At 58.1% G+C, this 11,665-nt stretch carries 11 protein-coding genes; 9 read left to right on the top strand and 2 right to left on the bottom strand.

Translation table 11 applies throughout. The annotated features are described in order from the left end of the window. Positions 1-30: 30 nt before the first annotated feature. The 8 genes from ACTJKV_RS02770 (at position 31) to ACTJKV_RS02805 (ending at position 8,700) form a co-directional block, all read left to right on the top strand. Positions 31-1,923: a potassium transporter Kup gene (locus ACTJKV_RS02770; protein ID WP_165457003.1), complete on the top strand. Its 1,893-nt coding sequence runs from the start codon at positions 31-33 to the stop codon at positions 1,921-1,923. A gap of 174 nt (positions 1,924-2,097) precedes the next feature. Next, positions 2,098-3,273 carry a cell wall hydrolase gene (locus tag ACTJKV_RS02775; protein WP_274100816.1) on the top strand — a complete coding sequence of 392 codons (1,176 nt, stop codon included), beginning with the start codon at positions 2,098-2,100 and terminating at the stop codon, positions 3,271-3,273. 302 nt (positions 3,274-3,575) lie between these two features. After that, the gene (locus tag ACTJKV_RS02780) at positions 3,576-3,941 is read left to right on the top strand and encodes an AtpZ/AtpI family protein (protein WP_062425955.1); all 366 of its coding nucleotides are present in this window, start codon (positions 3,576-3,578) and stop codon (positions 3,939-3,941) included. Between the two features lie 70 nt (positions 3,942-4,011). Further along, entirely contained in the window at positions 4,012-4,761 is a 750-nt protein-coding gene (locus ACTJKV_RS02785; RefSeq protein WP_062438540.1) for a F0F1 ATP synthase subunit A, read from the top strand. 70 nt (positions 4,762-4,831) lie between these two features. Then, on the top strand, positions 4,832-5,059 hold the full coding sequence (locus ACTJKV_RS02790; protein WP_027673924.1) for a F0F1 ATP synthase subunit C: 228 nt from the start codon (positions 4,832-4,834) through the stop codon (positions 5,057-5,059). A gap of 79 nt (positions 5,060-5,138) precedes the next feature. Next, positions 5,139-5,777, top strand: a complete 639-nt coding sequence (locus ACTJKV_RS02795) for a F0F1 ATP synthase subunit B (RefSeq protein ID WP_112358859.1) — start codon at positions 5,139-5,141, stop codon at positions 5,775-5,777. 1 nt (position 5,778) lies between these two features. Continuing rightward, the gene (locus tag ACTJKV_RS02800; RefSeq protein ID WP_062425952.1) at positions 5,779-6,264 is read left to right on the top strand and encodes a F0F1 ATP synthase subunit B; all 486 of its coding nucleotides are present in this window, start codon (positions 5,779-5,781) and stop codon (positions 6,262-6,264) included. Positions 6,265-6,870: 606 nt separating this feature from the next. After that, positions 6,871-8,700 carry a methyl-accepting chemotaxis protein gene (locus ACTJKV_RS02805; protein WP_274100814.1) on the top strand — a complete coding sequence of 610 codons (1,830 nt, stop codon included), beginning with the start codon at positions 6,871-6,873 and terminating at the stop codon, positions 8,698-8,700. Positions 8,701-8,745: 45 nt separating this feature from the next. Here the strand turns inward: ACTJKV_RS02805 and ACTJKV_RS02810 are convergent, their stop codons facing one another. Then, on the bottom strand, positions 8,746-9,420 hold the full coding sequence (locus ACTJKV_RS02810; protein ID WP_112358862.1) for a ribonuclease HII: 675 nt from the start codon (positions 9,418-9,420) through the stop codon (positions 8,746-8,748). A 299-nt stretch (positions 9,421-9,719) separates the two neighbouring features. Further along, complete coding sequence (locus ACTJKV_RS02815) at positions 9,720-10,877, bottom strand: PA0069 family radical SAM protein (RefSeq protein ID WP_274100813.1); 1,158 nt, start codon at positions 10,875-10,877, stop codon at positions 9,720-9,722. Positions 10,878-11,143: 266 nt separating this feature from the next. Here ACTJKV_RS02815 and ACTJKV_RS02820 point away from each other — a divergent pair, with 266 nt between their 5' ends. Then, complete coding sequence (locus ACTJKV_RS02820; protein WP_062599407.1) at positions 11,144-11,662, top strand: glycosyltransferase family A protein; 519 nt, start codon at positions 11,144-11,146, stop codon at positions 11,660-11,662. Positions 11,663-11,665 lie beyond the last annotated feature (3 nt).

The following is an 11,665-nucleotide window of genomic DNA, read 5'->3' on the forward strand; positions in this document are numbered from 1 at the left end:
ATTCATATGCCTAATCCGTTTGAAAAAGACATGCTCGATAAGCCTGAGGTCGAGGACCGCCACCAGCAAGGCCTGTTTGCGGCCATGCTCGGCTCCATCGGCGTGGTGTATGGCGATATCGGCACAAGCCCTCTCTATGCGTTCAGAGAAGCGCTGAAGCCGATCTCCCAGGACGGGCTGACGGAGGCTGAAGTCATCGGCCTTATCTCGCTGATGATCTGGTCTCTGACAATCATCGTCACGATCAAGTACATCTGTTTTCTGCTGCGGGCGGACAATGATGGCGAAGGCGGAACGCTTTCGCTTCTGGCTCTGCTGATGAAGAGAGCAGGCGCGCGACGCAATTTTCTCATCATGCTCGGCCTGATTGGTGCGGCCCTCTTCTTGGGCGACGCGATGATCACGCCCGCGCTTTCGGTCCTTTCCGCCGTGGAAGGCCTGAAGCTCGTGACGCCGCAGATGGATGAATTCATCATTCCCATTTCGCTTGTCATTCTGGTCGGTCTCTTTGCCATCCAGTCCCATGGCACAGAAATCGTCGCAAAGTTCTTCGGCCCGATCACGGCCGTCTGGTTCATCGTGATGGGCCTTGTCGGGCTCCTGCATATCTCCGATGACTATAGGATCCTCTATTCGTTCAATCCGGTCCATGCCGTCGAGTTTTTGATGAATGAGGGCTTTTACGGCCTCGTCGTGCTGGGTGCAGTCTTCCTGACGATCACGGGTGCGGAAGCGCTTTATGCCGATCTGGGCCATTTTGGACGCAAGCCCATTCAATGGGCCTGGTTCGCGCTGGTCTTTCCCGCACTCACCCTCAATTATCTCGGCCAAGGCGCACTGGTTCTGAAGGACCAGTCGACCATGTCCAACCCCTTCTATCTGATGTTTCCGCAATGGGCGCTGCTGCCGGCGGTTATCCTTGCGACGGCTGCCACGATCATCGCCAGCCAGGCGGTCATCACGGGTGCTTTTTCGATGGTGCGTCAGGCGATCAACCTTGGCTACCTGCCGCGCATGGAAATCCTCTTCACCTCAGAGACCAACACGGGGCAAATCTATCTGCCGTCCGTCAACACGGTGCTGCTCTTTGGCGTCGTCGCCCTGGTGCTCACGTTCAAGAGTTCCGATGCGCTCGCCACCGCCTATGGCATCTCCGTTACCGGCGCGATGGTCGTGACCAGCCTGTTGTTCTTCCAGTTTGCCCGCAGCCACTGGAAATGGTCGCTGCCGCTTACCCTCCTGGTGGTTCTGCCCTTTATCACGCTTGAATTGATCTTCCTCGGTGCGAACCTCTTGAAGATCCACGACGGTGGCTACGTGCCGGTCCTGCTGGCGATCGCCTTTACCGTCATTATGATGACGTGGCAGCGGGGTTCCAAAATTCTCTTTGCCAAGACCCGCAGAACCGACGTGCCGCTGAAGGCCTTCGTCGCCTCCGTAGAGAAGGAAAGCGCGCATGCGCCGGTGCGTATTCCCGGCACGGCAATCTTCCTAACGGGCGATCCCGAGACGGCACCCGCCGCCTTGCTGCACAACCTCAAGCACAACCACGTTCTGCACGACAAGAACGTCATCCTGACGATCCGCACGGAAGATACGCCGCGCGTTCACCCGGACAAACGCTACACCATGACCAAGGTCAGCGAGCGCTTCGTCGTGGTGGAATTGCATTTCGGCTTCATGGAAACCCAGAACGTCACCCAGGCACTCGGCTATCTGCGCCGCACCGGCTACAAGTTCGACATCATGTCGACCTCCTTCTATCTGGGACGTCGAAAACTTGTGCCGGATTCGAAGTCCGCCATGCCTGGATGGCAGAACCGGTTGTTCATCGCTTTGGCGGAGAATGCGGCTGACCCATCCGATTACTTCCGCCTGCCGACAAACCGCGTCGTCGAACTGGGCTCCCACGTGGTCATCTGAGCCCTCGTTGTAAAAGCCATTCAACGCGTCGCTTTCCGATGGAGAGGGGCGCGTTTTAGTATCTGGTCACACATTAACGTGAGGTGGCTTTCAGAGGCGCCTTGTTAACCAAGCATCAAGGTTAATGAGAGATTATCCGGTTGTGTAGCAAGTCGTTTGCGTGTGTCCGGAGTCATGGTTTTGCGTTCAAGAAAAGTATCGCGTCGCGGGCCCCTCATTGCCTATGAGAAGTGGACCTCGCCTATTGTCTTTGGCCTTGTGGCCTGGCTTGCCTTTCCCTCCCTTGCAGCGCGCGCCGATCTGGCTTCGCTTCTTGCCGGTCTTGATGCTGGCGGCGAACAGTGGCGCATGGTGCTGACCAACTCCCCAGCTGGTTCAGTCCACAATGCTTCGCTGGCCTTTAATGATGCGAGCGATACCGCCGCCATCACCGGCGCAGGCATGACGCTTCCCGATGGCCGCAAAGTTGCCTTCGTCACCAAAAAGGGTGGCCATGAGACGACGCCCGATAGCGAGCGCGTTAACCGCGCCGCCAAGAAGGGCAGGGTGATCGCCACCGAAGTCATGCAGCCGCCGAAAGCCTTTACCGCCGGCTCCGTTCTCCAACGCACCAGCATGATCGACATCGAGCCGCTGAAGCGCAAGGATCGCACCGCCTTCGTCAAGCCGAAGAAGAGCAAGGAGATCGAGCTGGCCTCCTTCTATTTCCGTCGTGACGAGAAGAAGGCCGACAGGACGGTCTCACCGATGTTGGCGGATCTGGTCACCAACCGCACCCCGGATGTGCTGGCGACAGCCTATGCGCCGCCGGAGCCAGACTTCGCCCGCGAGTCGCCCTTCGACGCCATCCTGAAAAAACCGGATACCGGCCGCTTCATCCCGCCGATCACGCCAGACGATCACGCCTGGGCTGCGACACCGCTGCCAGCGGAAGCCTTCTCCGCAGCAGAGCAGCAATGCCTGGCCTCCGGCATCTATTTCGAGGCGCGAGGCGAGTCGATCAAAGGTCAGGCGGCTGTCGCCCAGGTCATTCTCAACCGTGTGCGCAACCCCGCCTATCCGAAAACCATCTGCGGCGTGGTCTATCAGAACAAGGACTGGCGTAACCGCTGCCAGTTTTCCTTCGCCTGCGACAACATCAAGGACCGCGTCAATTCCGAGCGGCACTGGAAGATGGCGCGCGAAGTTGCCATGGCGACGACAGCCGGCAAGATCTGGCTGAGCGAGGTGGGCTCTGCAACCCATTATCACGCCATTTATGTTCGACCCGCCTGGGGCAAATCCATGAAGAAAGTCGGCAGGATCGGATTGCATGTCTTCTACCGTACCTATGGCGGTGGCTGGAGCTAGAACGGTTCCATTTCACAAGCGCGCGCTGTCGCGATCACGCGGATTTGCCTGCAAAACTCGTGTCAAAAATGCCGATTCCATCGGCAAACCGTGCCAAGAATCCGTGCTTGTCGTTCAAGCGACTGATTTTGCTTGGAAAATTTGTGCTGAAACAAGCGCCGACGGTGCCTTGACTAGCGAAGTCCCTAAAACTATGTTGCGCGCGACTTCAGAGCGGGCTGGAACAGGCTAAAAGCCCTGCCGTTTACAACTCCAAAGGGTTCTGGCATCGCTGGAACGGAGATAAAGGGCAGGATTTGAAAATGACCGGCAACCGTAACGATAGTCTGGACGAGCGCCGCAAGCGCCTTGCCGAGGGATTGGCCAAGGTTCATGCGGAGGACGAGGCGGAGAGGCGGACGGAGCAGAGCGCGGAGGAAAGCCGGAAAGGCTTTGCGATGGCGATCAAGCTCTCTTCGGAGTTCATTTCCGCAATTATTGTCGGCGCGATGCTGGGTTATCTTCTGGACTATTTTGCCGGCACGTCGCCGTGGGGGATGATCGTTCTTCTTCTTCTCGGTTTCTGTGCGGGCGTATTGAATGTCCTGCGGTCCGCAGGGGTAGTGGCCAAGTCGCCGCTTCTCAAGGACGGGCTGGGGAAAGATCAGGGTGGGGAGAAAAACGGCTAAAGCCGTTCTTTCCATGGAATATAGATGCGAGGTGCCGCGGTTTTGCGGCAACAGGTAAAGAGGGCAGCCGGTGGCAAACGATCCGACTCATCAGTTCTTGGTGCAGCCGATTATCCCGATCAACATCGGTGGCGTCGATTTTTCGTTCACCAATGCGTCGCTTTTCATGGTCGCAACGGTCGCTGCGGCGTCGGGCTTCCTTTATTTCGCAACGTCGAACCGCGGTCTGATCCCAGGTCGCATGCAGTCCGTTGCTGAAATGTCTTACGAGTTCATCGCATCGATGCTGCGTGAAGGTGCAGGCAAGAAGGGAATGGTCTTCTTCCCCTTCGTCTTCTCGCTCTTCATGTTCGTGCTGACCGCCAATCTTCTCGGCATGTTCCCGTACTTCTTCACGGTCACCAGCCAGATCATCGTCACCTTCGCGTTGTCCTGCCTCGTCATCGGAACGGTTGTCGTTTACGGTTTCTATAAGCACGGCCTGCACTTCCTCGGTATCTTTGCGCCGTCGGGTGTTCCGGCAGTCCTTCTGCCTCTGGTGTCTTCCATTGAGGTCATTTCCTTCCTCTCGCGTCCGATCAGCCTTTCCGTTCGTCTTTTCGCGAACATGCTGGCAGGTCACATCACGCTGAAGGTGTTCGCAGGTTTCGTCGCTTCCATGAGCGCGCTTGGCGCGATCGGTGTCGGCGGAGCGATCCTGCCTCTCCTCATGACGGTCGCCATGACCGCTCTCGAATTTCTCGTCGCCTTCTTGCAGGCATATGTCTTCGCGGTACTGACGTGCATGTACCTGAACGACGCCGTGCATGGTGGTCACTGAGAAGTAAAGTCGCTGGCCCCGGAACCGGGTGTCAAAAAACAGCCGCAACAACCATTTCAAGGAGCTTAATATGGAAGCGGAAGCAGCAAAGTACATCGGCGCAGGTCTCGCATGCCTCGGCATGGCTGGTACGTCCCTCGCTCTCGGCCGTATCTTCGGCGATTTCCTCTCCGGCGCACTGCGCAACCCGTCTGCCGCTGACAGCCAGTTCGGCCGTCTGGTATTCGGCTTCGCCGTTACGGAAGCTCTGGGCATCTTCTCGCTGCTCGTTGCTCTCCTTCTCCTGTTCGCTGTCTAATAACAGCATCAGGTTTGGATCACGGCTCGCAAACGGCGTGCCGTGATCCTTCGCATTTGCAGTACCCCTGGAGGTGAGCATGTTCGTGACCGAGGCTCTTGCCCAGTCAGCAGCGCCGTCAACCGGAACGACGACGGAAACACCCGCTGTCGGCCAGACGGCCCCGGAAGCAACGCATACGGAAACCGGAGTGGCGCATGACGCCGGTCACGGGTCCGGCGTATTTCCGCCATTCGATTCGTCGACCTACGCATCCCAGCTTCTGTGGCTGGCGATTTCGTTCGGCCTTTTCTACGTGCTCATGAAGAAATTCATCGTGCCGCGCGTTGGTGGCATCCTTGAGGATCGTCATGGCCGTATCGCACAGGATCTCGATGAAGCCTCCCGGCTGAAGTCCGAGGCTGATGCCGCGATCGAAACCTATGAAAAAGAACTTGCCGCAGCACGCGCCAAGGCTGGATCCATCGCGTCCGCTGCCCGCGACGCTGCAAAGGCAAAGGCCGATGCGGACCGCGCCGCAGTCGAAGCGGAACTGGCTGAGAAGCTTTCCGCTGCCGAAGCGCGTATCGCGTCCATCAAGCAGCAGGCATTGGCCGATGTCGGCACAATTGCTGAAGAAACCGCGACCGCTGTTGTCGATCAACTGATCGGCACGAAGGTCAAGGACACCGATGCCAAGGCAGCTGTTGCCGCGGTATCCGATGTGAAGGGAGCTTGAGATGGCGTTTGATGCATCATTCTACGCACTCGTAGGCCTTATTCTCTTCTTCGTCCTGATTGCCTACCTCAAGGTTCCAGGCATGTTGGCAAGCTCGCTCGACGAGCGCGCAAAGAACATCACCGAGGAACTGGCGGAAGCCAAGCGCCTGCGCGAAGAAGCCCAGCACCTGCTGGCGGAATATCAGCGCAAGCGCAAGGAAGCGGAAGCGGACGCAGCTGCCATTGTTGCCGCTGCCGAACGCGAAGCCGCCGCTCTGACCGCCGAAGCCAAGGCGAAGACGGAAGAGTTTGTCGCTCGCCGTACCGCGCTTTCCGAGCAGAAGATCAAGCAGGCCGAAACCGATGCAATCGGCGCTGTTCGCTCCGCCGCAGTCGACATTGCGATCGCAGCCTCGGAAAAGCTGATCGCCGAAAAGACGACGGCTGCTGCCAAGGGCAAACTGTTCAAGTCTGCCGTCGGTGAAGTTAAGTCTCGTCTGAACTGAGCCAGAGACGATTTAGTCGCATCGAGTATCCAAAACCCCTTCCGGTCCTTACCGGGAGGGGTTTTTTATTGGCCGGCTTTTGAGAGTTTGGGAGCGAAGGCCGTAGAGCTTTAAACTAGCGCTGAGGATGGGCGGTGGAATGATACATGGATCGAGCCGGATATCCTCGGTTCTCATCCATTGCATGCTCCCTCCAAGATGTGCTGAAAGCTCCGCGCCGGGATGTCGCGTAGATTACAATGTAGCCCGCAGTATGCATTCGGCAGGTTTGCTGTCAAGCCGGATGATACCCAAGTATTAGTTTATGCTTACATCGCTTTGGGTAAGAGCATAGCTTTGGTGGTAGATATACGCCCGGTATTGCCCTTTGACATCAGTATCGGTGCTCACACTCATTTTGGAATGAAAAAGCTATGGCTGCATACTATCGTAAGATGCAGCTTAAATAAATATAAACATTATTTTATAATATTTAGCCTTAAGTGTTGTGCGCCTCTCGCAGAAATATTGTGGCTCAAATTACTGAGCGTGACTTTCGGTAAGGCGCCGGGCGTTTGGGGACACGTGCCCCACATCAGTTCAGGATATTTATTTGAGGAAGATGCTATGAAACTATCGATCGGCAAGGTTCTGGCTGCTCTATCCGGGGTCATGATTCTTGTGGCAGGTGTGCAAGGCGTCTCCTCCATCATATCGATGTCGCATATCCAGGATGGGGTCGATGTCATTGTCCGTGAACGCGTTCCTGGCTTCATCGTCATTGGCGCCATCAATGCCGACATCGGCAGCATCAGAAACGCCCAGGGCGCGATCGTTATCGCGGATCAGGGTGCAAGGGCTGATTTTCAAGCCGAGCTGGCGAAGGCCGAAACTGCGCTTGTTGCGAGGCTGAAGGAATACAAGGAATATCTCGTCGATGACGCAGACAAGCAGAATTTTGAGAGCTTTAGCGCACGCTGGACGGCAGCCGAAGGTAAGTGGGCACAGGTGCAAGCACTTGTCGATGCCAACAAGATTGACGAGGCGAGATCATTGTTCGCGGGCGGCGCGCTGACCGCCTACAACCAAGCCAAGACCTCGCTTCAAGACGCGGTCGATGACATTGAAATGGACGTGCGCGGTGAGGGTAATGTCACCTCCGCGACCGCTGGCGCCGCGATCACGCTTAACTATATCGCCCTTGCGGTTGCGCTGACCATCGGGCTTGGCGCAGCGCTCTTCGGCAACCGTTATATCGCAAGGCCGCTCGTGCAGATGACGGGTGTCATGCGCAAGCTGTCTTCGGGTGATACGCAGATCGATATTCCCGGTCGTCATCGCAAGGACGAGATCGGATCGATGGCGGATGCCGTCGAAGTCTTCCGGCAGAGCGCCATCGAAAACAAGCGACTTGAAGCGGAGGCTGAGGAAAGCCGAACGCGCGCCGAGACCGAACGACTGGAGGCTCAGAGTAAGGCTGAGGCCGACGCCGAAGAACGCCTGCGCGTGGCGACATCCGGTCTTGCAACGGGACTTCGTCGCCTAGCTTCAGGCGATCTGGCGTTTCGCCTGAACGAGACGTTTGCGCCTGACTTCGAGCCGCTCAGAACCGACTTCAACCAGTCCATTCAGCAGCTTGGCAACACGCTCACCGAAATTTCGCGCGCCATAGAAACCATGAACCGCGGAACCCGGGAAATTGCCGAAGGGTCCGCGGATCTGTCGCGGCGTACCGAGCAGCAGGCCGCAACGCTGGAGCAGACCGCCGCGGCGCTGGATGAGATCACCGTCAACGTCGCAAACTCCACCAAGCGCGCCCAGGAAGCGACCGGTGCTGCAAGCGAAGCAAACCAAGCTGCAAGGGTCTCTGGCACGGTGGTCGCCTCGGCTGTGGACGCCATGCAGCGCATCGAGCAATCCTCTGGCCAGATCTCCAATATCATCGTGGTCATCGACGAGATTGCCTTTCAGACCAATCTGCTGGCGCTGAACGCAGGCGTCGAAGCGGCGCGCGCGGGCGAAGCCGGCAAGGGCTTCGCAGTCGTTGCTCAAGAGGTGCGCGAATTGGCGCAGCGTTCTGCCCAGGCCGCCAAGGAAATCAAGGAGCTGATCGGCAAGTCATCGCATGAGGTGGAGAACGGCGTAAAGTTGGTTCAGCAGACCGGCGATGCGCTCAGGACGATCAGCCACCATGTCGAAGCCGTCAATGAGCACATGGGCGCGATCGCTACCTCATCCCAGGAACAAGCGACGGGTCTTTCGGAAGTGAACACAGCCGTCAACCAGATGGACCAGACGACGCAACAGAATGCCGCCCTCGTGCAGGAAACCACCACCGCAACCTCTGCACTGGCGACAGAAAGCGAGAGGCTGCGTGCGCTACTCGAGCAGTTCAAGCTGGCCGATCACGCGCAGCAAGGTGCCAACCGAGACGGCTATATGCGTATGGCCGGTTGATGGACGGAAAGGCGCTCTTCAACCACCGGGGAGAGTGCTAGCCTATCAGGCGACGTCGGCTTCGGCAGTATCCTGTCGAAGCGGCCGAAAGCTCATTCGATGAAGTGAGCAGGCCCCATGGGCTTCGATGGCGCGAAGGTGCACGGGCGTTCCGTAACCCGCATGAAGCTCGAAGCCATAGGCGGTGTGCACAGTCCCGGCCCGCTCCATCATCCGGTCTCGTGTAACCTTGGCGATGATCGACGCGGCCGCAATCGACAGGGATCGCGCATCCCCCTTGATCACGGCCTTTGCTTCGCAGGACATGCCAGGCGGCTGGTCGCGCCCATCGGCCAACACCAGTCGAGGCGCAAACTCAAGCCCAAGGACGGCGCGGCGCATGGCATCGAGGCTTGCGCGCAGTATATTGATCCGGTCGATCAGCACCGGGCCTGATGACGCGACAGAGACGATCGAGGTTTCCACAATCTTCGTAAACAGCACTTCCCGTTTTGCCTTGGTGAGCTTCTTGGAATCATCGAGGCCGTCGGGAATATTGTCGGGATCAAGAATGACGGCGGCGGCAACGACCGGGCCGGCAAGAGGGCCTCGACCAGCCTCATCTGTCCCGGCCACGGGCCAAAGGCCGCGCTGGCGTGCTTCTAGCTCCATGCTGAAGTCGGGGCTCGCCGGAGCAAGATCGAACAGGGCAGGAGAATCGGATGCTGTGCGTCGCTTCATGCGGCAAAAACTTGCACAGACACCCGATCTCCCGCAAGCCCCCGGTGCGGCGATAGACAACCCGTAGGGCGTGGTTGTCATCCATGGCCTGAGAGACCAGGGTCGTTTTCCTATAGGGCGGCGGAAAACGAGAAATCGCACGCGAGGCGGCGGAACCGGGGGCAATGCCGGTACGTCAGGGACGCGCACCGAACATTTCTTCGAAGAGGGGCTTCACAGCCGTGGTTTCGGCGCAGCTCTGTGGAGACGCGCCAAGAACCCATGTCATAAGCGGGAGCTGGACCGAGCGTCTCCTTCCTTCAAAGCAAGGAGAGCTGCACGCCAGCACCACTGGGTGGGGCAAAGAGATCGTCACGCAGCTGGATGCCCCTGCGAATGAGACTGAGCCTTTTAGTCGCCATTTCGAAGCGGCGGCTGATCTGCCACGCATAGGGTCCAGCACCCTTCATGCGCTTGCCAAACTCCGAGTCATATTCCTTGCCGTCGCGCATGGAGCGCACCAGCGACATGACATGGCGGTAGCGATCCGGGTAGTTGCGCAGCAACCAGTCACGAAACAGCGGGCTGACCTCAAGGGGTAGACGCAGCAGCACATAGGAGGCCTCTGTCGCACCGGCGGCTTTACCGGCTTCCAGCACCCTCTCGATCTCATGATCGTTCAACGCTGGAATGACCGGGGCCATCATCACAGCCACTGGTATACCAGCTTCCGTCAGCGTCTTGACTGCCTCCAACCGTTTCGATGGCGTCGAGGCGCGTGGCTCCATACTGCGGGCAAGTTTGCGATCGAGCGTCGTCACTGAGATTCCGACCTTGACGAGACCCTTCTTTGCCATGGGCGCCAGAATATCGATGTCGCGCGTGATCAGCGCCGATTTCGTCACGATGGCAACCGGATGTTCCGCCTTGGCTAGCACCTCGAGGATCTGGCGCATGATCCGCCATTCCTTTTCGATCGGCTGGTAGGGATCGGTATTGGTGCCGATCGCAATCACCCGCGCCTTGTAGCCCGGCTTGGAAAGCTCGCGTTCCAGAAGTTTGGCGGCGTCCGGCTTGGCAAAAAGCTTGGCCTCGAAGTCTAAGCCGGCAGAAAGCCCCATATAGCTGTGCGTCGGACGGGCGAAGCAATAGATGCAGCCATGTTCGCAGCCGCGATAGGGATTGATCGACCGGTCGAAGGGGATGTCAGGCGATTCGTTGCGGGTGATGATGGTGCGCGGCTTTTCCACCTGCACATCCGTCTTGAACTCCGGCAGTTCTTCGATGATGTCCCAGCCATCGTTAAAGGCTTCATGCTGCAACGTCTCGAAACGACCGCCAGGATTGATGCCCGCACCTCTGCCGCGACGACGATCGATCTCGATCCTCAGGCCAGAGTCATCTGCCAGAGCATTGGCAATATCCGGCGTATGGCCCGGCTGATAGGCAGCCTGCCCCGAAAGCACTTGGTGTCTCATCTGATGCTCCTGACCGGCCTGCGCCAGCGAATTGGATGAAACGATTCCTACGCTAAATATGAGAACAATACAAGAACAAAAGAATCCGATAGCGCTTTCCAACTCGGTGTGCGGCGCGAGGAGGAGCGCTGCAAAGAAGGACACAATGGACCTGTCCTGCTGCATTGCATCATTTTGCCGGGTGCCACGACAGAAAATCCATTTGGGTTTGCATGGCGATGCTGTAGGAACTTTATCGTCTGGAACGCACCACAAGTGACGAGAACATGCTGACAGTCATCATGGAATGCCGAAACCAAGAGCCCGAGCTTGCGCATACGCTTTCGGCGCTGGTGACGGGCGCCGTGAAGGGTTTGATCAGCGACGTCATTATTCTCGACCACGCCTCACACGATGGCTCGGCGCGGGTCGCCGAAGCTGCCGGTTGCCGCTTCCATCAGCGCTGGGAGATCGGCGATGTCATTCAATCGATCCGCGGCGAGTGGGTGTTGCTGATCGAGCCGGGAAGCCGTCCGCAGGGTGGCTGGATCGAGGATATTCTCGAATATATGGCGCTGAACGAGCGGCCCGCGCAATTCTCCCCCTCGCGCTATTATAAAAAGCCGTTTCTGAAGCGATTGCTTCGCCGCGGTCCGCCACTGGAATTCGGCCTGTTGCTGCGCAAGCAGGATGCGCTCGCACTCGCGAAATCCGGCCTTCCGCCGAAGGAATTTTCAAAATCCCAGAAGCCGCGCAGGCTGACGGCGGAGTTGGTGCCAGCCTGGGCGCTCCGTCCAACGCGATAGGGA

It is taken from the genome of Agrobacterium sp. 22117, from assembly GCF_052045735.1.
Lineage (GTDB): Bacteria > Pseudomonadota > Alphaproteobacteria > Rhizobiales > Rhizobiaceae > Agrobacterium > Agrobacterium cavarae.

Bases quoted from the DNA above. Each gene is read 5' to 3' on its own strand.
- ACTJKV_RS02770 (WP_165457003.1), top strand. From the start codon at position 31: ATGCTCGATAAGCCTGAGGTCGAGGACCGCCACCAGCAAGGCCTGTTT.
- ACTJKV_RS02775 (WP_274100816.1), top strand. From the start codon at position 2,098: ATGGTTTTGCGTTCAAGAAAAGTATCGCGTCGCGGGCCCCTCATTGCC.
- ACTJKV_RS02780 (WP_062425955.1), top strand. From the start codon at position 3,576: ATGACCGGCAACCGTAACGATAGTCTGGACGAGCGCCGCAAGCGCCTT.
- ACTJKV_RS02790 (WP_027673924.1), top strand. From the start codon at position 4,832: ATGGAAGCGGAAGCAGCAAAGTACATCGGCGCAGGTCTCGCATGCCTC.
- ACTJKV_RS02795 (WP_112358859.1), top strand. From the start codon at position 5,139: ATGTTCGTGACCGAGGCTCTTGCCCAGTCAGCAGCGCCGTCAACCGGA.
- ACTJKV_RS02800 (WP_062425952.1), top strand. From the start codon at position 5,779: ATGGCGTTTGATGCATCATTCTACGCACTCGTAGGCCTTATTCTCTTC.
- ACTJKV_RS02805 (WP_274100814.1), top strand. From the start codon at position 6,871: ATGAAACTATCGATCGGCAAGGTTCTGGCTGCTCTATCCGGGGTCATG.
- ACTJKV_RS02810 (WP_112358862.1), bottom strand. From the start codon at position 9,420: ATGAAGCGACGCACAGCATCCGATTCTCCTGCCCTGTTCGATCTTGCT.
- ACTJKV_RS02815 (WP_274100813.1), bottom strand. From the start codon at position 10,877: ATGAGACACCAAGTGCTTTCGGGGCAGGCTGCCTATCAGCCGGGCCAT.
- ACTJKV_RS02820 (WP_062599407.1), top strand. From the start codon at position 11,144: ATGCTGACAGTCATCATGGAATGCCGAAACCAAGAGCCCGAGCTTGCG.